The sequence below is a fragment of the Variibacter gotjawalensis genome (assembly GCF_002355335.1).
Classification (GTDB): domain Bacteria; phylum Pseudomonadota; class Alphaproteobacteria; order Rhizobiales; family Xanthobacteraceae; genus Variibacter; species Variibacter gotjawalensis.
In genome coordinates, this window is sequence record NZ_AP014946.1 from 2,690,670 (window position 1) to 2,710,404 (window position 19,735).

Here is a 19,735-nt window from a genome sequence, read left to right on the forward strand (position 1 = left end):
TTCGGCTTGAAGTAACACGATTCAGCCATGCGTCATCGCGCTGCGCTGGCGTGGCGTCGCATAGGAGCTATACGGTGCCGCTACGGTCCGAAGTCTGGCAGACTGCCGCATCGGAAAAGCCGTGGGGACGGGGAATTATGGCCAGAGTGGACGCGCTGGTTCTTGGCGCAGGAATTGTCGGTGTCTCGACCGCACTCCAACTCGTCAAACGCGGACTGTCGGTCGCGATCGTCGATCGTCAGCGGCCCGGCGAGGGAACGTCCTACGGGAATGCGGGCGTGCTCGGCGGTGCCGGCGTTTACCCAACCGGCTTTCCGCGCGATCTCGGGACCATCCTCCGCGTCGGCCTGAAGCTCGCGCCGTTCGCCAACTATTACGCCGCCGATTTGCCGCGCCTCGCGCCGTGGCTTTGGTCTTACTACCGCGCATCGCGTGAACCGCTACTGCAGGAGGGCGCGCGCTTCCAGCGTCCCTTGATGGCGAATGCGGTCGCCGAGCACGAAGCGCTGATGACGGAAGCCAATGCGCTGCGCTACTTACGCAAGGATGGCTGGCTCACCCTTTACTACGATGACGCCGCTCTGAAGGGCATGCAGGGTCAGCTCGCGCTCGGCACGGAGCTTGGCGTTGCCGCGAACGTGCTCGACACCGCCGGTGCCCGCGCGCTCGAACCGTCGCTTGCTCCGGTCTTCGCACACGCGATCCATTGGCCCGACATTGCGAGCGTGTCGAACCCGCTCGGCGTCACGCAGGCTTACGCAAAGCTGTTCACCAAGCTCGGCGGTCTCATCATTAAAGGCGACGCGCGCTCGCTGCATCGCTCCGGCGATCGCTGGCGTGTCGACACGGACGAAGGTGCGCTCGATAGCCCGAATGCGATCATCTGCCTTGGCCCCTGGGCGCCCGATGTGCTGGAGCCGCTCGGCATCCGCCTGCCGTTCGCCGTCAAGCGCGGCTACCACTGGCATTTCTCGAGCCAAGGCAACGCAGCGCTCAAGCGTCCCGTCGTCGATACGCTCAACGGATATGTGCTGGCGCCGATGGAGCAGGGCATGCGCGTGACGACCGGCGCCGAATTCGCCCGCCGCGACGCCGCGCCTACGCCGGTGCAGATTGATCGTGTGCTGCCGCACGCGAAGAAACTCTATCCGCTCGATAAGCCGGTCGAGCCGAAGCCATGGATGGGCGCGCGCCCGTGCGTCTACGACATGCGCCCGGTCATCGGCCGCGCACCGGGGCATCCGGGCTTGTGGTTCAACACGGCGCACAATCACTACGGCCTGACGCTCGGCCCCGTCACCGGAAAGCTGCTCGCCGACATCATGACCGGCGCGACGCCGGTATGCGATCCGGCCCCGTTCTCGATCGAACGCTTCGCGCGGTAGTCAATCTCTGCGCTCGCCTCCGTCATCCTGAGGTGCGAGGTTGGCCGCGAAGCGGCTGCCGAGCCTCGAAGGACGACGGCCCCATTGCCGCAGCACTAAGGCCGTCGTGGTTCGAGACGCCGCTCTCGGCTTCGCCGATGACCGGCTCCTCACCATGACGGGTCAGATCAACTCACGCGGATGCGGCGGCGGAAGTAGAGATTGGGCCGAAAACCGTCCAGCACATAGCCGCAAACGCCGGCCGCGATGGCGAGGTGAAATAACGCATTCGGCAGATGCGGAAGGTAAGCGGCCGGGTCGGTGCCGCCCGTGATCGCATATGCATTCACGAACTGCGCGCCGATGGCCGTGAGCGCCCACAGCCCGGTAAGTCCGGCGATCGCAATCGGTCCATGGCTTGCGCGCGTCAGGATCGAGACGAAGCAGCCGAGGCCCCACAGAAACGTCGACAGCACGACAGCTAGCCCGGTCAGCGTGATCACCTGCTGCGGCGTCATCGGTCCGCTGAGCACGATCGGCAGTCGCTGTTGCAGCAACAGATAGGCGAGGAACGCGCCGATGATCGTCAGCACGCCGGCTGCCGCGAACATGATCGAAAGCGGTCCGACAGGACGATGTCCGCCCGCAGCGCGCCATTCGGTTTCAGAAAGTTCGCGCCACGTTTCGGGTTTGGTCATCGGGTTCCTCCGAAACGATCTTTCCAACTCGGCAACGCGCCGGCGAGCGGCAACGCGGTCGCCTCAAAAACACCACGCGCGACCGCACGCGAGAGAACATTGGCGGCGAGCGCGCCGATCTCGCTCAGCGCATAGACCGGATCGCGCAGCGGCTTCGTTCCGGTCGAAACCGCGAACACCGTGTCGCCGTCGAGCGGCGTATGGATCGGATAGATCGCGCGCGAAAGTCCGTTCTGCGCCATCACGGCGACGCGCTTCGCCTGCGCGGTGGTGAGCGCCGCGTCGGTCGCGACGACCGCAATCGTGGTGTTGGCGCGCGGCGATCCCTTCATCACGGGCACCAGCGCTTCCGGCGGGACCGACGGCGGCATACCGCGCGCCCCGTACTCGCCGCTCTGTTCGAATGCGGCCGCCCAGAAATGTTCGGAGTTACCGACCGTGACGCTGCCGCATGCATTCACCGCGACGATCGCTCCGATGGTGACGCCGTCCGCCGTCTGCATCGATGCCGAGCCAAGTCCGCCTTTGAGGTTCACAGTGGTCGCGCCGTATCCCGCGCCCGCAGTGCCGAGTTTGAAATCGTCGCTCGCATTCTGCGCGGCCTGAAAGCCGAGATCGCGGTAGGGCGGGAAGCGGCCCCAATCCTTGTCGCCGCCATTGACAAGATCGAAGATGATCGCGCCCGGTACGATCGGCACCACGACCGGCCCGATGGCAAACCCGCGGCCATGCTCGCGCAGCCATGCCTGCACGCCGGACCCGGCATCGAGCCCATAAGCCGAGCCGCCGGACAATGTGATCGCATCGATGCGCTCGACGGTCATCTCGGGCGCGAGCAGCTCGGTATCGCGCGTGCCGGGACCGCCGCCGCGCACGTCGACCGCCGCAACGGCCTGTTGATCGAAGATCAGCGCCGTCGTTCCGGAGGCGAGTCGCTCGTCTTCGGCGTGGCCGACTTTGATACCCGCAACGTCCGTAATCAGGTTCCGCACCGATTCTCTCCCTAACCCAGCGCGTGTCATCCCGGCCAAGTGAGGCTCGCGCGCTGAGCGCGCCCAAGCCGAACGCGAGCCGGGATCCACGTATCGCTGCATATACCGGGATTCATGGATCCCGGCTCGGCTTCGTGGCGCGTTTGCGCGCTTTTGCGCGCCGCACCACTCGCCGTCCGGGATGACAGCCCGTCATGTGGCGTCCGCTGGTAGCCGAACCGGCGGTCTCACGCCACCGTGTGCATTCTCGGCCTTGCGTCACGCCGCCGCACGCGGCATGAAACGCCGCATGGGTTCCGAGGTTACCATCGCGGCCGCGCTGATCGCGGGCGCGCTCAGCTTCTTGTCGCCATGCGTCCTGCCGCTGGTGCCGCCGTATCTCGTCTACCTCACGGGCGCCTCCCTCGACCGCATGGCCGCTGCCGACGGCGCGACCGTCCGCCGGAGCGGCACCGTCTTCGCGTCGCTGCTGTTCGTCGCCGGTTTTGCCACAGTGTTCATCGCGCTCGGCGCCAGCGCGAGCGTGATCGGCTCGCTGCTGCGCGAATACTCCTACGGTCTATCGATGATCGCCGGTGTGCTGATCATCATCATGGGTCTGCACTTCCTCGGCATCACGCCGATCGCTTTGCTCTCGCGTCAGCAGCGGATGGAAGTCGATAAGCCCGTCAGCCTGATGGGCGCCTACGTGATGGGTCTCGCTTTCGCGTTCGGCTGGACGCCGTGCATTGGCCCGATACTGGCGGCGATCCTCGCGGTCGCGGCGTCCGAGTCGACGGTGACAAAAGGAGCAGGGCTGCTCGCGGTCTATTCGCTCGGCCTCGGCATTCCGTTCGTCATCGCGGCTTTCGCGGTCGAGCCGTTCGCGCGCTTCCTCGCGCGCTTCCGCCGCCACATCCCGAAAGTCGAGAAGGCGATGGGCGCGTTGCTCGTCGTCACCGGCATCGCGTTCCTCTCCGGTTGGATCACCACGATGAGTTTCTGGTTGCTCGAGGCCTTCCCCTCGCTGGGCTCGATCGGATGAGCGAAGCGTTCCGCTTTCCGCGTCAAGTGCGCGGCGTCGTCTTCGATATGGACGGACTGCTCGTCGACACTGAGCGTGTCTACTTCGACGCGCTGCTCGCCGCCGCGATCTTTGTCGGCAACGAGATGCCGGCCGCTTTCGCGCATGCGATGATCGGCGTGCCGGGCCCGGACTGCGTGAAGATGATCGAGGATCACTACGGCGCCGGTTTCCCGATGCAGGCCTTCAGCGATGAATACGATCGCCTCGTCGCGGTGCGCCTCGCACAGGACATTCCGCTCCGCGCCGGCGCGCGCGAGATCGTCAAGTATCTGGAGGCGCGCGGCATCCCGGCCGCGATCGCTACGTCGGCGGGCCGCAACGCCGTGAGCCGTTATATGGGCGGGCTGAGCATGCTCGAACATTTCAAGGCCGTGGTGACGCGCGAGGATGTCGCGCAGTGCAAGCCTGCGCCGGACCCGTATCTTGCCGCTGCGAAAGCGCTCGGCCTCGCGCCGGAAGATTGCCTCGCGCTCGAGGATTCCTATCACGGCATCACGTCGGCGCATGCCGCCGGGCTGATGCCGATCATGGTGCCCGACATGCTCACCGTCACCGACGAAGTGCGCGGCAAATGCATCGCAGTCGTCGACAGCCTCGTCGATGTTCAGAAGATGCTGGAAGCGTCCTGATCAGGGCGCCGTCGGCCACGTAATCGGGCCGCGCCACGCTTCGTAAGCGTGGGTGAGCTGCAGCACGCCGAGATCGTCGAAGCGGCGGCCGATGATCTGCAGGCCGATCGGCAAACCGGCTTTCGTGAAGCCGCAGTTGATCGACGACGCCGGCTGCTCCGTCATGTTCCACGGCACCGTGAAACCAATATGCTCGAACGGCTTTTGCGCATCGTCGATCGGCGACGACAGCTCGGCCGGGAAAGCGGGCACCGGCGCAGTCGGCGACAGCACATAGTCGACGGTCGAGAATAGTTTCGCGGCGGCCGCGCGCATCGCCATCGTCTGGTTGAAACCGCGCACGGCCTGCGCGCCGGTGATTTTCGCGCCGCCTTCGGCCCATTGCTGGATGTAGGGCAGGGCCTTCTTCCGCGTCGCTTCCGACAGCGCTTCGAAATCGCCCCACATTCGCGCGCGCCAGAAATCGTTCAGTCCATCGATCATTGCCTGCGTCATGATGGGCTGCACCGGCTCGATGATCGCGCCCGCATCTGCGAACTGCTTCGCGGCGGCCTCGACGGCGGCTTTGACCTCCGGATCGACCGGCAACCCGTAACCCGCGCCGAGCAGCAGCCCGATGCGGAGACCCTTCACCTCGCGCGCGAGGTCGTGCCAGACAATATCGTGCGGCGGCAGGCTCATGCTGTCGCGCCAATCCGGCTGCGAGAGATACTTCATCATCAGCGCCGTATCGCCGACCGTGCGCGTCATCGGACCGATCACGCGGCCGACATACGGCGGATCGACCGGGATACGGCCGAGGCTCGGCTTCAGCGTCGCGAGCCCGCACCAGCCGGCCGGCAGACGCACCGAGCCGCCGATATCGGTGCCGACATGCAGCGGCCCGTAACCCGCCGCCGCGGCAGCGCCCGCACCCGCGCTCGAGCCGCCCGGCGTCTTGCTCGTGTCCCACGGATTGCGCGCGGTCTTGTGGAAGCTCGAAAGCCCCGACGACGTCATGCCGAAATCAGGCATCGTCGTCTTCGCAAAAATGATCGCGCCTTGCTCGCGCAAACGCGCTGCGGCCGGCGCATCGTCGGCGGCCGGCGTCAACGTCGTCACCGCAGTGCCGAGCGGCACCGGCACGCCCTTGGTCGGGATGTTCTCCTTGATCGAGACCGGCACGCCGTCGAGCTCGCCGTTCGGTTTGCCGTTCGCCCAGCGTTCGGTCGCGGCTTTCGCCTCGGCACGCGCGCGTTCCGGCTCGTAGGCATAAAGCGCGTCGAGATGTGGCTCCCACAGCGCGATCTGCTTCTCCACCGCATCCCACACTTCGCTCGGCGAAAGCGATCGGTCGCGGTAGCGCTTGAGGATTTCGATAGCGGTCAGATCGTGGATGGCAGTCATTCTTGGGGCACCTTGTTTCACTGAGCGCTACCGCCTTTCTTTCCCCCCCGCAAATGCAAAAGGGGCGGCTCAAGGCCGCCCCTCACGCAACGCTATGCGAGCCGAAGATCACATCTCTTCGTAAGTGATCTTGCCCTGTGCGTTCTTCTTCCAGATGTACATCACGTAATCGAGGCGGGTGACGTCACCCTTCTTATCGTACGAGATGTCGCCGATGACGGTCTTGAACGTCTGACCGGACTTCATCTGCTCCGCGACCTTCTTCGGATCGAGCGACTTCGCAGCTTCGGCTGCCTGCTTGATGATTTGCACGGCCGCGTAGCTGTAGAGCGTGTAGGCCTCCGGCTCGAAGTTCTTCTTGCGGAAGCGCTCGACGACGTCCTTCGCTTCCGGGCGCTTGCGCGGATCCGGACCGTAGGTCATCAGTGTGCCTTCGGTGCCCGGGCCGCCGACCTGTGCGAACTCGTCGGACGTGATGCCGTCGCCGCCCATCAGCGGAGCCTTGACGCCTTGGTCGCGCATCTGGCGAACGATCAAGCCGCCTTCAGTGTGCAGGCCGCCCCAATAAACGAGGTCGGCGCCGGCCGCCTTGATCTTCGAGATCAGCGCCGAGAAATCCTTCTCGCCGGTGTTCACGCCTTCGTACAGCACTTCCTTCATGCCGCCCTTGGCCATCGCTTTACGCGTCTCGTCGGCAAGACCCTGACCATAGGTCGTCTTGTCGTGGATGATCGCGATCTTCTTGTCCTTCATGTTCTTGACGATGTAAGCGCCGGCGACGGCGCCTTGCTGATCGTCACGGCCGCAGGTGCGGAAGATGTTCCACATGCCGCGCTCGGTGACGGTCGGGTTGGTCGCGGCCGGTGTGATCTGCAGGATGCCGTTTTCCTGGAACACTTCGGAGCCCGGGATCGTCACACCGGAGTTGAACGGCCCGATGACGAACTTCACGCCGCTGCCTGCGAAGTTGTTCGCAGCCGAGACGCCTTGCTTTGGATCCGACGCATCGTCGCCGATCGGCAGCGGCGTCGCGATCTTCTGACCCAGAATGCCGCCGCTCGCGTTGATGTCTTCGACAGCCTGTTCGACGCCGTTCTTGATCTGCGCGCCGAAGGCGGCGTTCGGGCCCGTGATCGGTCCCGCGATGCCGAATTTGACCTGGGCCTGCGCGCTGCCCGCAAACAAGACGGCGGCGGCGCCGAGGGCCAACAGTGTCGTAACTCTCTTCATCAAAGCTCTCCCTTGCTTAAAGTCCGAAGGCGCGCGGTGACTGCCGCCGCGCGCGAAACACTTGGCGGCGATTGAAGCCGCAAATACCGCAAAAGTCACCTGGATTGCGGAGATTTAACCTGTTCGTTGGCAGAGCGAATGCGCCACCCAAAAGGCCCGGATTTCTCATTGATCCAAGCGTATTGCGCTGCCATCTGCCCGGCGCGCGTCAGGCGGTAGGCCGTGAGCGCGAGGGTGAGACAAACCAGCGCATCCACCGCGTAATAGTGTTTGGAATCGAAGCTGCCTTGAAAAAGGGCATAGTGGAAGAAGCGCACCGCGACCGCGAGAACCAGCGCGTAAAGCGCCGCTTGCCACCACGGCCGCCAGGTTCCCGCAATGGCGCGTCCCGTCGCCCATGCGGCGGACCCGCCGAGCACGACCGTGAGCAGCAGAAACACCCAGACGCTGTCTTCGTAGAGGAGGCGAGGGATGTTCATTAGTGGCGTCCCCCTTCGAGATAGGCTGCGCGCACTTCCGGCCGGTCGAGCAGTTCGCGGCCAGTCCCCTGCATCGTGATTCTTCCGTTGACCATAACGTAGCCGCGATGCGCGAGCTTGAGCGCGTGAAACGCATTCTGCTCGACGAGAAACACCGTAAGTTTTTCTTGCTCGTTGAGATGCCGGATCGCGTCGAAGATTTGCTTCACGATCAGCGGTGCGAGGCCCAGCGACGGCTCGTCGAGCATCAGCAGGCGCGGGCGGCTCATCAGCGCACGCGCGATCGCGAGCATCTGCTGCTCGCCGCCCGATAGCGTACCGCCGCGTTGTTTCGCGCGCTCCTTGAGGCGTGGGAACAGCGTGAACATGCGATCGAGATCGTCGTCGAAGCGCGCGGGCTCGGCGACGATCGCGCCCATCTGCAGATTTTCCAGCACGGTCATGCGCGGGAAAATGCGACGTCCTTCCGGTGATTGCGCGATGCGCAGCCACGCGATTTCGTGCGGCGTCATCTCGGTGATGTCTTGGCCATCGAAGATGATCCGGCCTTCGCGCGCGCGCGGATTACCGAACACGGTCATCATCAGCGTCGACTTGCCGGCACCATTGGCGCCGATCAGCGAGACGATTTCTCCCTCGTTGACCTCGACGTCTACGCCTTTCAGCGCGGCGATCTTGCCGTAGTAGGTGTGCACGCCTTTGACTTGAAGGAGGCTCATGATGGCGAGCTCTCGGAGCCAAGTCGAAGCATCTCTCCATCCTCATCCTGAGGAGGTCCCGCCAGGGACCGTCTCGAAGGACGAGGATGGCCAGAGCTAAGAAAGAGTGGCCTCGATCCTTCGAGACGCGCTTGTCGGCTTGTCGCCGACCAGCGCTCCTCAGGATGAGGGTTTGATGAAGGGGCAGGCGGAAAATGCAGCGAGGTCATAGCCCGACCTCCGCTTCGACTTTCTCGACTTCCTGTTCTTCGACGCCGAGATAAGCCGCGATGACGCGCTGATCGTTACGCACGTGATCGGGCGTGCCGTCCGAAATCTTCACGCCGTAGTCGAGCACGACGATGTGGTCGGAAATCTCCATCACGACCGACATATCGTGTTCGATGAGCAGGATCGCCGTGCCGGTGTCGGCGCGGATCGCGAGCAGCATCTCGTTAAGCTCGGCGCTCTCACGCGGATTGAGGCCGGCCGCCGGTTCGTCGAGACAAAGCAGCGTCGGTTCGGTGCACATCGCGCGCGCGATTTCGAGCCGCCGCTGCGCGCCGTAGGGCAGGTCGCCCGCCGGATCGTCGGCGCGATCCGTGAGCCCCATTCGCTCGAGCCAATGCTTGGCGCGCTCGATCGCAGCGCGCTCGGCGGTGCCGTAAGTCGGAAAGCCGATCAGCCCGAGCACCGTCATGCCGGAGGCGCGCATCAGTGGCGTATGTTGTGCGACCAGCAAGTTCTCCAGGACAGTCATGCCGGAGAACAAGCGGATATTCTGGAATGTGCGCGCGACACGAGCGCGGCGATTGACCAGATAATCCGGCATGCGTTCGAGCAGGAACAGCGCGCCGTCGCCCGAGCGCGTGTAACGCTTGCCGGTGCCGGTCAGCGCATCGACGCCCTCCCACACGGACGGCGCGCCGTGCCGCAGCGCGATCCGGCCTTCAGTCGGCTTGTAGAAGCCCGTGATGCAATTAAAGACAGTGGTTTTGCCAGCCCCGTTCGGGCCGATCAGCGCGGTGATCTCGCGCTCGCGTGCTTCGAACGAAAGCGCGCGCACCGCGACCAACCCACCGAACCGCATCGAGAGATGCTCGACACGCAGCACTGCATCGCCGGCGCTCATCCGTGTCCCTCGCGGACGAGCGAGCCCGAGATGGACCGGCGTTCTTTCAGGAACGCCGTCGGCTCGCGCACGGAGACGAAGCCGCGCGGCTTCCAGATCATGATCAGCACCATCGCGGCGCCGAACAACAGCATGCGGTACTGCGCCGGATCGAACTCGTTGCCGAACATGGCTTTCAGGAACGTCAGCTCGCGCAACAGCTCGGTGCCGCCGATGATCGCGACCGCCGCAATCGCAACGCCGATTTGGCTGCCCATGCCGCCGAGCACCACGATCGCGAGGATCAGCGCGGATTCGTTGAAGGTCACCGACTCGGGGCTGATGAAGCCTTGCCGCGCCGTGAAGAACGCGCCCGCGAAGCCGCCGATCATCGCGCCGATCGCGAAGGCCGTGAGCTTCGAGTTCGTCGTGTTGATGCCGAGCGAACGGCACGCGATCTCGTCTTCGCGCAAGGCTTCCCAGGCACGGCCGATCGGCAGCTTGCGCAAGCGCGCGACGGCGATGCCGGTGAGCAGCACCGCCATGACGAGGATGTAGTAGAGAAAAAGCACGCGATGCTGCGGCGTGAATTCGAGTCCGTAGTATTTTGCAAAGCCTGCGTCGCTCGCGTTGAACGGCAGGCCGAAGAAAGTCGGACGCGGAATGCCGGAGACGCCGGCGCCGCCGCCGGTCACGGGCTTCCAGTTGATCAACACGAGGCGGATGATTTCGCCGAACGCCAGTGTAACGACCGCGAGATAGTCGCCGCGCAGACGCAGCACCGGGAAGCCGAGCATCATGCCCCACACGGCCGCGAACAACCCGGAGAGCAAGAAAACTTCCCAGAAGGTGAGGCCGAAATTCTTGCCGACCAGCGCAATCGTATACGCGCCTATCGCATAGAAGACGACGAAGCCGAGATCGAGCAGACCCGCGAGCCCGACCACGATGTTGAGGCCCCAGCCGAGCATCACGTAGATCAGGATCTGGACGCCGAAGTTGTCGATCCACTTTGCGGTGCCTTCACCGCCTGTGATCCACGTCGCGATCAGCGGATAGGCGATCAAGAAGCCGACGAGCAGCGGCAGCATATAGGGCTTGGCGGCTGCAAAGCCTCCACGACCGATTTGGGCCAGCAGCAAGCCGACGCCCATCCAGAACACCGCAAAGACGATTTGGCCTGCGATCTGAAAGCGGTTCTCGTCCGCATAGCCGCGCAGAAACATCCCGAGCTTGAAGATCGCATAAGCGAAGATGCAGGCTCCCGCGACAATCGCGATCAAGCGCCCGAGCTGGATCAGTCCCGGCGATAGCGGTTTGACCTCGACGCGGCGCGATCGCGCCGTCAGCCAGGGATAGACGAGCTGCGTGTAGAGAAGGCGTCCGCCCGCGACGATCGCGACCATGATCACGAATAGCGGCCATCGCGTCACCACGATGACTTCGTTGCGCATGTTGGTGACGGTCTGCAGCGCGATCAGCGGGAGGAACAATGCCGCCGCGAGAAACGCTGCCAGTGCCGCATCCTTGACGGCATCGAGGCCGCGGAGAGCCTTGGCCTCCGCCATCAGACCTTCTCCACGTCCGGGCGGCCGAGCAGACCTTGCGGCAGGAAGATCAGCATGATCGCCAGCACCGCGAAGGATGCGACGTCCTTATAGTCGGTCGAGAAGTATTCGGCCCACATCACTTCGATGAGCCCGATCAGAAGGCCGCCGATCACCGCCCCGGGGAGAGACCCGATGCCGCCGAGCACCGCGGCCGTGAAAGCCTTCACGCCCGGAATGAAGCCGTCGGCGAAATTCACCGAGTTGTAGCGGATGAGATAGAGCGTGCCGGCAACGGCCGCGAGCGCTGCACCGAGCATGAAGGTGATCGAGATCGTGCGGTTGACATTGATGCCGAGCAGGGCGGCCATCTTCGGGTCCTGCTCGCATGCACGCTGCGCGCGGCCAAGCGCCGTGCGCGAGACGAGATACCAGAACAGCCCGAGCAGAATCGCGGTGACGATCCAGATGATCAGCTGCTTGTAGGAGATCGTCACCGGGTAGGTCGGCGAGTTGATGAGAACGATCTGGCCCTGCACCAGATCCGGGATCGCCTTGTTGCGCGGTCCTTGCGCGACCTGAACGAAATTCATCAGGAAGATCGACATGCCGATCGCCGAGATCAGCGGCGCGAGACGGAACGAGCCGCGCAGCGGCCGGTACGCGAAGCGCTCGATCGACCAGCTGACCAGCGCCGTGAAGCCCATCGCGAGCACGAGGACGACGAACAGCGCGATGACGATCGAGCCTAGGCCGACGACAGACGTGAGCAAGAGAAATGCGATCAGCGCGATGAAGGTCGACACCATGAAGACGTCGCCATGCGCGAAGTTGACCATGCCGATGATGCCGAACACCATCGTGTAGCCGATGGCGATGAGCCCATAGATCGAGCCGAGCGTGATCCCATAGATCAGCTGCTGCAAAAACACTTCCACGCGCGCGCAACCCCCGCTGCTGACCGCTATCGATTCCCTCGAACGGCGATTGTACGCAGACCGTTACGTACGCGGCAACCTGCGACCCGTTGCCTCACATTTGCGCTCTACAACCGGGCGTGGAAGGCTTCGCGAAACACTGCGAGGAAGCGTTCATGACTGTTCAGCGCCCCGAGTCGCTCATTTCCGGCAAGCAGCGCCCGTTCACCAGCGCCGAATACCTTGAGAGCCTGCGCGATGGCCGCGAGATCTGGATTTACGGCGAGCGCGTCAACGACGTGACGACGCATCCGGCCTTCCGTAACGCGGCGCGGTCCGTCGGCCGGCTCTACGATGCCCTGCACGACCCCGCGAGCCGCGACGTGATGACAGGCCCGACCGACACGGGCTCGGGCGGCTACACGCACAAGTTCTTCAAGGTCGCGCGCACGCAGGACGATCTCAAAGGTCAGCGCCAGGCGATCGCGCATTGGGCGCGGCAATCCTACGGCTGGATGGGACGCTCGCCGGATTACAAAGCCGCGCTGATGAATACGCTCGGCGCCAATCACGAATTCTACGGCAAGTTTTCCGACAACGCGAAGGCTTGGTATCGGCGCAGCCAGGAGGCCGTGCTGTTCATGAACCACGCGATCGTCAATCCACCGGTCGATCGCTTCAAGGCCGATCAGGTGCGCGACGTCTTCGTCACCATCCAAAAGGAGACCGACGCCGGCATCGTCGTCTCGGGCGCCAAGGTCGTCGCGACCGCGTCCGCGCTGACGCACTACAACTTCCTCGGCCAGAACGCCGCGATGCCGTCGACCGACCCGGACCTCGCCGTGATGTTCATCGTGCCGATGAATGCGCCCGGCGTGAAACTGATCTGCCGCACGTCCTACGAGATGCAGGCGAGCGTGATGGGCTCGCCCTACGACTATCCGCTCTCGTCGCGCTTCGACGAGAATGACGCGATCTTCGTGCTCGACAACGTCCTCATCCCCTGGGAGGACGTGCTGATCCATCGCGACACCGAGAAGATCAAGACCTTCTATCCGCGCTCCGGCTTCACCAATAACTTCCAGATGCAGGCCTGCACGCGCCTCGCCGTAAAGCTCGACTTCATCGCGGGCATCACCGCCAAGGCGCTGCGCGCGGCGGGCTCCGACGAATTCCGCGGTAACCAGGCGATGCTCGGCGAGATCATCGCGTGGCGCAATCTCTTCTGGGCAGTGTCGGACGCGATGACGCTCAATCCGGTGCCGTGGGTCGGCGATACGATCCTGCCGAACCCGCAAGCCGGGCAGAGCTACCGCGTCTTCGCCGGCGACGCTTACTCGCGCTGCAAGGAGATCGTGCAGAAGATCATCGCATCGTCGCTGATCTATCTGCCGTCTTCGGTCCGCGACTTCTCCAATCCGGACATCGACAAATACCTCGCGAAGTACGTCCGTGGTTCGTACGGCATCGACTACAAGGAGCGCATCAAGACGATGAAGCTCCTGTGGGACGCAATCGGCACCGAGTTCGGCGGCCGCCACGAACTCTACGAACTCAATTACGCGGGCAACCACGAAGACATCCGCATTCAATGTCTGTGGAATGCGCGCTCGGCCGGCACGCTCGACGGCATGATCGGCCTTGCCGAGCAGTGCATGGCCGATTACGACGAGAACGGCTGGACGGACGAAACCTGGATCAACCCGGACGACGTTTCGGCTCTCGGCCGCCGTACCTAGCGACGGCCCGAAACCTAATTCTCCGCCGACGCAATAAGCCTGAAACAATCCCGCCCTAGAAGCGCCGCACTCCAACAGGCCGCTCTCAACAATAACGGAAATGCCATGAAATCAGCTCTTCTCGGCTTCGCTGCTCTGCTCGCCATGACGGTCTCGGCCAGTGCTCAAGACGTCGGCGGCCGCTACGCGGTGCAAGGCAAGAACCCGAACGGCTCGAACTACGGCGGCACCGCCGAGATCACCGTCACCAGCCAGAACACCTGCCGCATCGTCTGGAAGACGGGAAGCTCCTCCTCGCGCGGCATCTGCATGCGCAACGGCAACTCCTTCGCGGCGAGCTACGTGCTCGGCAAGGACGTCGGCCTCGTGATTTACGAAATTCAGCCGGACCGTTCGATGCGCGGCATCTGGACCATCGCCGATCAGACCGGCGTCGGCGGCGAAATCCTCACGCCGCAGTAACAACGCGGTCTCACCTGGTTAACGATGCGCCCGGCACAAGCCTTGTGCCGGGCGCAGGCGTTTGAGAAGGTGCCGCATGATTTCTCGAATATTCGCAATCGCATGAGCTGGATCGACCAGCGGCCCGACGACGCCATGGCGGGCGCCTTCGATGCGGTTGCCCCCGAAAGTGCTCAGACAGTCGATCCGGTGATTTTCCGCGAGGCGATGTCTCGCCTCGGTGCTGCGGTTCACGTCGTCACGACGGGCGGAACAGCGGGCAGGGCGGGCGTCACCGTGACGGCAGTCGCGTCAGTGTCCGATCAGCCGCCGACGATCCTCGTCTGCCTCAACCGCCGCAGTGGGTCGAACACGATCTTCCGCACCAACGGCGTCTTCTGCGTCAATACGCTCGGCGCCGCCGACGAGCAGCTCGCCGATCTGTTCGCGGGCCGTACCGGCGTTGCGGGCGAGGAGCGTTTTGCGCCCGATGATTGGTCGAAACTGACGACCGGCGCACCGGTTTTCAATCGCGCCGTGATCGCTTTCGACTGCCGTGTCATAGACGTGAAAGCCGTCGCGACCCACAACGTTTACTTCGCGACCGTGGAGGCGATCCGCACCGGCCCATCAGGCCCGGTGCTCGTCTATCACGAGCGCGCTTACAAGAGCGTTTGACCGTAGCCCGGATGAAGCGTCGGCGCTAAAGCGCCGCACGCGCAATCCGGGAAGACACGCAGCGCCGCTCCCGCCTATCCAGGCCGACGGCCGGCGATCGCATTGGCGTGCGCCTCGATCGAGACGCGCCCACTCGCCTCGATAGGGACTTGCTCACGAACCCGAGACTTGAGCTGCGTCACGTCGGCTGTCGCCATCGCTTTAAGCGTCGGAGCCAGATTGGGCGCCGCGATCGTGGTGGACCAATAGTCCTCGAAATCGTCGAACATCCGCCGCGCGCGAAGGACGCGCGGTTCGATATCGGTGAAACCCGCCCGTGCCCACAGCTCATACAGTCCTTCCGGCGTCGAGACTTCTGCTTTCGGAGCCCGCAGTGGCGTGAGCCCCATGCCTTTCATTTCAGTCATGATGACCTCCGATGGGGCGCCGCCGCTGACGACGTCCCAACTATAAGCGGCCGCGAGACCTCCCGGCCGTAAGACGCGGGCCATTTCAGCAACCCCCCTAGCAGGGTCCGGAACGAAAAACACAACGAGCGCCATGACGGCCGCATCGAAGGCGCCGTCAGCAAATGGCAATGCCATTGCATCGCCTTGCCGAAACGTCGCAAGAGGTCTCGCCAAACGCTCTCGCGCAAAGGCCAGTTGACCTTCCGAGGGATCCACGCCTTCGACGGCCAACGGGGCGCAGTGCTCGACCAGCAACTGTGTAAACGCGCCATTGCCGCAACCGATGTCGACCCATCGCAAATTGGGCGAGGGTGAAAGCCAGTCGATAAATGCGCGTCCGGCCAGCCCACTCCACTTGCCCATCATCCGTTCATAGTCGGCGCCGTCATCGAACTTGATTGTCGGAGGGTTCATTGAGCGGCACTCTTCAGCACCGGCGTCCAACGGGCGACTTCACGAACGACCAACGCTTGTAGCGCATCAGGCGTGCGAGCTGCTCGATCAGGGATTTCGCTGCCGAGATTGAGTAGCCGCGCGCGTATTCCTTCGTCATCAAGGGCTTTCACGAGCGCGTCGTTCAGTTTGCCGACTACGTGCTTTGGCGTGCTTTTAGGCGCAAACAGCGCAATCCAGGCGGAGACCTCGAATTCCGGCAGGCCGCTCTCGCTGGTCGTTGGGACATCCTTTATAACCGCTGACCGTTCGGCCGTCGCAACACCGAACGCCTTGAGCGTGCCTGCTTGAATATGCGGGGCCACGTTTACAATCTGGTCGCAGCCAAAATCGACGTGTCCCGCAATCAGGTCGTTCATCGACGGCCCTGTGCCGCGGTAAGCCACTCGAGCAGTCTTCGTCCCGATGATCGATTGGAGAAGAGTGCATGTCGTATGAGAAACCGAGCCGACGCCAGCATGCGCTTCGACGATCTTGTCTTGGTTCTTTCTCACGTGGTCGACGAACTCGCGGAGATTGTTGGCTGGAAAATTCGCCCTAGCGACAATCACGATCGGCGTGTTGACCATCAGTCCGATCGGAGCAAAGTCCTTGGCTGGATCATATTGCAGGTCGGGATACTGGGCCGGCGCTGCACCATGTGTTCCCATGTTGCCCAACACGATCGTGTACCCATCTGCGCTCGCCTGCGCGGCACGGTTGATTGCGCTCGTGCCGCCCGCTCCGGCAGCATTCTCTACGACGATCGGTTGGCCCAGTGTCCTCGCCATATGGCCCCCGACGAGGCGCACGACCGTATCGCCAGGGCCGCCGGCGGCAAACGGAACGATCAGGGTAATCGGCCGTTCGGGGAAAGCGGCCGCCGCAGGAAGAGCTATGGCAGCAAACGCCAACGCGGCTATCCCTGATCTAGCGATACTGATCGCCATCATCGTCATCTCCTTGTCCTGCAAAGTCCGAGACAGGATGTCTGAGCCCGCCGACCCTGGATCTGCGACAACGGACGCACAATGCGGAATGTGCTAAGAGTGCGTTAGGCACAGCCGAAGGCACGTCCCCGACAATGCCCATAAGGTTCGATCTGACCGACCTGCGATTGTTCGTGCACGTCGCCGAAGCCGGCAGCATTACGCATGGGGCCGCGCGCGCGAACATGACGCTGGCGTCGGCGAGTGAACGTATCAGCGCTATGGAAGGTGCCCTCGGCGCTCCGCTCCTGGAAAGGAATCGCCGTGGCATTCGGCTGACTTCAGCAGGAACAGTGCTCCTGCATCATGCGTGGATTGTCTCGCAGCAGCTGGAGCACATGCGCGGTGACCTGGACAGTTTCGGGAAGGGGCTGACGGGGCATGTACGCCTGCTGTCGAATATCGGCGCGATGGAATTTCTGCCCGTACCCCTGGCGGCCTTTCTCTCGGCCCATCCGAATATCCACATCGACCTTGAGCATTATGGAAGCGGCGAAATTATGCGGGCAATTGCCGCGGGCCGCGGCGATATCGGCATTGTCGGCGAGACGGTTGATCCAAGCGCGGAGCTGGAAAGTTTTCCGTTCGCGGAGATACGCCTGGTTCTGGTGACGCCGTTGCGGCATCCGCTCAGCCGGCATCGTAAACTCGCGTTCCGCGAAGCTCTAGATCATGAATTCATCGGCTTTGGCGTTGGCAGCCCGATGCAGGATTTGTTGAACTATCATGCCTTCCGCGCCGGTCGCCGGTTCAAGCTGCGCATCCGCCTCAACGAGTCGAACCTGATGTGTCAGATGGTCGAGAAGGGCATTGGTCTCGCTATCCTGCCCGAAACAGCAGCGCGGCGTTCCCAGCGTTCAATGGCTATCCGCGTCATCCCTCTTACGGACACTTGGGCTCTTCGCCAGCTGCGGATCTGCATGCGAAGTTTTGGCTCGCTGCCCGCGCATGCTCAAAGGCTGGCCGAGTTTTTGAGGGCCCCCACGCCGGTGGCTTGATGGCTCTTCCTGGCGGTCGCGCATTTCACGGTCGAGTATCGACGGATTTGTTGGCACCTGCTCATGTATACGCCGCTACTGAAACTAGAGCGGACGTCAATTCACGAGTACATGGCATAACTTTACGCGCATTTTGCGCGGCGGTTACTGCAGTTTTAGTTCGCTCAAAAGTATCAGCGCGGAACTGCTTTGCCGAAGCGACAAATTTTACTGTAAGTCCAATTTGGGAAAGCTGGAGGATCGCGGTGCGTGTCTCCTCCCAACCCAATATGGGGCCGAAATAGATATCTTCAAGAATTGCCGCGCTTCCGAATGTGCGTAATTTCCGCGCCCTCATTCACAACGAGGGAAACACTGCATGATGCAGAATGCGGATGTCGTGATCGCGGGCGCCGGCCCGACTGGCTTGATGCTTGCCGGTGAATTGGCTCTCGCCGGAATTGATGTCGCGATCGTCGAGAGGCGTGAGACGCAAGGCGTGGCCGGCTCGCGCGCCGGCGGACTCCATTCGCGGAGCATCGAAGTTCTCGATCAGCGCGGCATCGCGGATCGCTTTCTGTCGGCGGGCACGATCGGACAGGTCGCCGGCTTCGCCTGGATCCATCTCGACATCTCCGACTTCCCGACGCGGCACCCTTACGGTCTTGCACTATGGCAGAACGAAATCGAACGCATTCTCGCCGAATGGGTGAGCGAGCTCGGCGTTCCGGTCTATCGCGGACGCGAGGTCGCGGGCTTTGCTGAGAGCGCTGACGGCGTCGACATCGCACTTTCAGACGGCGGCTCAGTGGCGGCGCGTTATCTCGTTGGCTGCGATGGCGGACGCAGCATCGTGCGCAAGACGGCTGGCATTGCCTTCGCGGGCTCCGACCCGACGATTAGTCACCTGATTGCGGAAGTCGAATTGGGCGAAGAGCCCGCATGGGGTCTGCGCCACGATGCGATGGGCATCCACGGCCTCAGCAAGATCGGCGATGGCGACATCGTGCGCGTCATGGTCACCGAGCAGCAACTCGGCAATACACGCGATCCGGATTTGGCCGATCTCAGCGCCGCGCTGACGGCGGTCTATGGCACGGATTACGGCATTCACAGCCCGCGCTCGATCTCGCGCTTCACTGACATGACGCGGCAAGCCGAGGCTTATCGCAAAGGCCGTGTGCTGCTCGCAGGCGATGCTGCGCACGTTCACTATCCGGCCGGCGGGCAGGGGTTGAACACGGGGCTGCAGGACGCGGTCAATCTCGGATGGAAGCTTGCGCAAGTGGTGGAAGGCATATCGCCCGATACGCTCCTCGATAGTTACCACGCGGAGCGTCATCCAGTCGCGGCGCGCGTGCTGCACAACACGATGGCGCAGGTCGCGTTGCTCCGCCGCTCCGAGGATCGGCTCAACGCGTTGCGGCAGATCGTCGGCGATTTGCTCGACATGGACGAGCCGCGCAAACGCGTCGCCGCGATGACGACAGGCCTCGACGTTCACTACGACCTCGGAGACGGACATCCGCTGCTCGGCCGCCGGATGCCGGACCTCGCGCTCAAGACCGACGACGGCCGCGTGCAACTCTCCTCGCTGCTGCATTCTGCCAAGCCGTTGCTGCTCAATCTCGGCGACCGCAGTGCCTACGACGTCGGAAAATGGTCGGATCGCGTCAGCCTTGTTGACGCGGCATATGATGGCGTGTGGGAGCTTCCGGTAATCGGGGAGGTGCCCGCGCCGGCCGCGGTCCTCATTCGGCCGGACGGCCACGTCGCTTGGGTCGCGGGCGCCAACGCCACAGAGCTCTCCGAAGCACTGCAGGCGTGGTTCGGCGCGGCTTAGCTGCGGTGCGAAAGCACACGTTTTACGTGTTGGCCAAGCCTTAACCAGCCAGTGCACAGCTTGGCCGGGT

Annotated in this window: 18 protein-coding genes and 1 pseudogene; 8 read left to right on the forward strand and 11 right to left on the reverse strand. The window is 63.4% G+C overall.

The features are described 5' to 3' along the window. The first annotated feature begins 137 nt into the window (after positions 1-137). Entirely contained in the window at positions 138-1,385 is a 1,248-nt protein-coding gene (locus tag GJW30_RS13010; RefSeq protein ID WP_096355991.1) for an NAD(P)/FAD-dependent oxidoreductase, read from the forward strand. Positions 1,386-1,552: 167 nt separating this feature from the next. On the opposite strand, the gene GJW30_RS13015 is transcribed toward GJW30_RS13010, so the two are convergent. Both GJW30_RS13015 and GJW30_RS13020 read right to left on the reverse strand, forming a co-directional pair. After that, positions 1,553-2,062: a hypothetical protein gene (locus tag GJW30_RS13015; protein WP_096355993.1), complete on the reverse strand. Its 510-nt coding sequence runs from the start codon at positions 2,060-2,062 to the stop codon at positions 1,553-1,555. Further along, entirely contained in the window at positions 2,059-3,054 is a 996-nt protein-coding gene (locus GJW30_RS13020; protein WP_096355995.1) for a P1 family peptidase, read from the reverse strand. The genes GJW30_RS13015 and GJW30_RS13020 overlap by 4 nt, the downstream gene beginning before the upstream one ends. A gap of 289 nt (positions 3,055-3,343) precedes the next feature. Between GJW30_RS13020 and GJW30_RS13025 the strand changes: the two genes are divergently transcribed. Then, a complete protein-coding gene (locus GJW30_RS13025; RefSeq protein ID WP_096358808.1) occupies positions 3,344-4,078 on the forward strand; it encodes a cytochrome c biogenesis CcdA family protein in 735 nt (244 codons plus the stop codon). Then, the gene (locus tag GJW30_RS13030) at positions 4,075-4,749 is read left to right on the forward strand and encodes an HAD family hydrolase (RefSeq protein ID WP_096355997.1); all 675 of its coding nucleotides are present in this window, start codon (positions 4,075-4,077) and stop codon (positions 4,747-4,749) included. The genes GJW30_RS13025 and GJW30_RS13030 overlap by 4 nt, the downstream gene beginning before the upstream one ends. Here the strand turns inward: GJW30_RS13030 and GJW30_RS13035 are convergent, their stop codons facing one another. From GJW30_RS13035 to GJW30_RS13065, 7 genes and pseudogenes are all read right to left on the reverse strand, one after another. After that, the gene (locus tag GJW30_RS13035; RefSeq protein ID WP_096355999.1) at positions 4,750-6,135 is read right to left on the reverse strand and encodes an amidase; all 1,386 of its coding nucleotides are present in this window, start codon (positions 6,133-6,135) and stop codon (positions 4,750-4,752) included. Positions 6,136-6,243: 108 nt separating this feature from the next. Continuing rightward, positions 6,244-7,368 carry a branched-chain amino acid ABC transporter substrate-binding protein gene (locus GJW30_RS13040; protein WP_197703727.1) on the reverse strand — a complete coding sequence of 375 codons (1,125 nt, stop codon included), beginning with the start codon at positions 7,366-7,368 and terminating at the stop codon, positions 6,244-6,246. Positions 7,369-7,460: 92 nt separating this feature from the next. Further along, positions 7,461-7,844: a DUF6867 family protein gene (locus GJW30_RS13045; protein ID WP_208408004.1), complete on the reverse strand. Its 384-nt coding sequence runs from the start codon at positions 7,842-7,844 to the stop codon at positions 7,461-7,463. Further along, on the reverse strand, positions 7,844-8,563 hold the full coding sequence (locus GJW30_RS13050; RefSeq protein ID WP_096356003.1) for an ABC transporter ATP-binding protein: 720 nt from the start codon (positions 8,561-8,563) through the stop codon (positions 7,844-7,846). The genes GJW30_RS13045 and GJW30_RS13050 overlap by 1 nt, the downstream gene beginning before the upstream one ends. A 205-nt stretch (positions 8,564-8,768) precedes the next feature. Then, on the reverse strand, positions 8,769-9,674 hold the full coding sequence (locus GJW30_RS13055; RefSeq protein WP_096356005.1) for an ABC transporter ATP-binding protein: 906 nt from the start codon (positions 9,672-9,674) through the stop codon (positions 8,769-8,771). Next, positions 9,671-11,158 (reverse strand): annotated as a pseudogene (gene livM / locus GJW30_RS13060) (high-affinity branched-chain amino acid ABC transporter permease LivM); the annotation flags it as partial. The pseudogene livM and the gene GJW30_RS13055, both read right to left, overlap by 4 nt. A gap of 62 nt (positions 11,159-11,220) precedes the next feature. After that, positions 11,221-12,138 carry an ABC transporter permease subunit gene (locus GJW30_RS13065; protein WP_096356009.1) on the reverse strand — a complete coding sequence of 306 codons (918 nt, stop codon included), beginning with the start codon at positions 12,136-12,138 and terminating at the stop codon, positions 11,221-11,223. Positions 12,139-12,293: 155 nt separating this feature from the next. Here GJW30_RS13065 and GJW30_RS13070 point away from each other — a divergent pair, with 155 nt between their 5' ends. From GJW30_RS13070 to GJW30_RS13080, 3 genes are all read left to right on the forward strand, one after another. Beyond that, a complete protein-coding gene (locus tag GJW30_RS13070; protein ID WP_096358810.1) occupies positions 12,294-13,856 on the forward strand; it encodes a 4-hydroxyphenylacetate 3-hydroxylase N-terminal domain-containing protein in 1,563 nt (520 codons plus the stop codon). Between the two features lie 105 nt (positions 13,857-13,961). Further along, on the forward strand, positions 13,962-14,318 hold the full coding sequence (locus tag GJW30_RS13075) for a hypothetical protein (protein ID WP_096356011.1): 357 nt from the start codon (positions 13,962-13,964) through the stop codon (positions 14,316-14,318). 102 nt (positions 14,319-14,420) lie between these two features. Beyond that, positions 14,421-14,975, forward strand: coding sequence for a flavin reductase (locus GJW30_RS13080; RefSeq protein WP_245408507.1), 555 nt, complete (start codon positions 14,421-14,423; stop codon positions 14,973-14,975). 74 nt (positions 14,976-15,049) lie between these two features. Here GJW30_RS13080 and GJW30_RS13085 read toward each other — a convergent pair whose 3' ends face one another. After that, entirely contained in the window at positions 15,050-15,838 is a 789-nt protein-coding gene (locus GJW30_RS13085) for a class I SAM-dependent methyltransferase (RefSeq protein WP_096356013.1), read from the reverse strand. Further along, positions 15,835-16,809: a tripartite tricarboxylate transporter substrate-binding protein gene (locus GJW30_RS13090; RefSeq protein ID WP_096358812.1), complete on the reverse strand. Its 975-nt coding sequence runs from the start codon at positions 16,807-16,809 to the stop codon at positions 15,835-15,837. The genes GJW30_RS13085 and GJW30_RS13090 overlap by 4 nt, the downstream gene beginning before the upstream one ends. 131 nt (positions 16,810-16,940) lie before the next feature. On the opposite strand from GJW30_RS13090, the gene GJW30_RS13095 reads away from it, so the two are divergent. After that, positions 16,941-17,843: a LysR family transcriptional regulator gene (locus tag GJW30_RS13095; protein WP_208408006.1), complete on the forward strand. Its 903-nt coding sequence runs from the start codon at positions 16,941-16,943 to the stop codon at positions 17,841-17,843. Positions 17,844-18,201: 358 nt separating this feature from the next. Next, the gene (locus GJW30_RS13100; protein ID WP_096356015.1) at positions 18,202-19,665 is read left to right on the forward strand and encodes an FAD-dependent monooxygenase; all 1,464 of its coding nucleotides are present in this window, start codon (positions 18,202-18,204) and stop codon (positions 19,663-19,665) included. The last annotated feature ends 70 nt before the right edge of the window (positions 19,666-19,735 follow it).

Excerpts from the sequence above, each read along its gene's own strand:
- GJW30_RS13025 (WP_096358808.1), top strand. The coding sequence starts at position 3,344 with ATGGGTTCCGAGGTTACCATCGCGGCCGCGCTGATCGCGGGCGCGCTC.
- GJW30_RS13045 (WP_208408004.1), bottom strand. The coding sequence starts at position 7,844 with ATGAACATCCCTCGCCTCCTCTACGAAGACAGCGTCTGGGTGTTTCTG.
- GJW30_RS13080 (WP_245408507.1), top strand. The coding sequence starts at position 14,421 with ATGAGCTGGATCGACCAGCGGCCCGACGACGCCATGGCGGGCGCCTTC.
- GJW30_RS13035 (WP_096355999.1), bottom strand. The coding sequence starts at position 6,135 with ATGACTGCCATCCACGATCTGACCGCTATCGAAATCCTCAAGCGCTAC.
- GJW30_RS13095 (WP_208408006.1), top strand. The coding sequence starts at position 16,941 with ATGCCCATAAGGTTCGATCTGACCGACCTGCGATTGTTCGTGCACGTC.
- GJW30_RS13015 (WP_096355993.1), bottom strand. The coding sequence starts at position 2,062 with ATGACCAAACCCGAAACGTGGCGCGAACTTTCTGAAACCGAATGGCGC.
- GJW30_RS13075 (WP_096356011.1), top strand. The coding sequence starts at position 13,962 with ATGAAATCAGCTCTTCTCGGCTTCGCTGCTCTGCTCGCCATGACGGTC.
- GJW30_RS13085 (WP_096356013.1), bottom strand. The coding sequence starts at position 15,838 with ATGAACCCTCCGACAATCAAGTTCGATGACGGCGCCGACTATGAACGG.
- GJW30_RS13010 (WP_096355991.1), top strand. The coding sequence starts at position 138 with ATGGCCAGAGTGGACGCGCTGGTTCTTGGCGCAGGAATTGTCGGTGTC.
- GJW30_RS13050 (WP_096356003.1), bottom strand. The coding sequence starts at position 8,563 with ATGAGCCTCCTTCAAGTCAAAGGCGTGCACACCTACTACGGCAAGATC.
- GJW30_RS13070 (WP_096358810.1), top strand. The coding sequence starts at position 12,294 with ATGACTGTTCAGCGCCCCGAGTCGCTCATTTCCGGCAAGCAGCGCCCG.
- GJW30_RS13055 (WP_096356005.1), bottom strand. The coding sequence starts at position 9,674 with ATGAGCGCCGGCGATGCAGTGCTGCGTGTCGAGCATCTCTCGATGCGG.
- GJW30_RS13090 (WP_096358812.1), bottom strand. The coding sequence starts at position 16,809 with ATGATGGCGATCAGTATCGCTAGATCAGGGATAGCCGCGTTGGCGTTT.
- GJW30_RS13030 (WP_096355997.1), top strand. The coding sequence starts at position 4,075 with ATGAGCGAAGCGTTCCGCTTTCCGCGTCAAGTGCGCGGCGTCGTCTTC.
- GJW30_RS13100 (WP_096356015.1), top strand. The coding sequence starts at position 18,202 with ATGATGCAGAATGCGGATGTCGTGATCGCGGGCGCCGGCCCGACTGGC.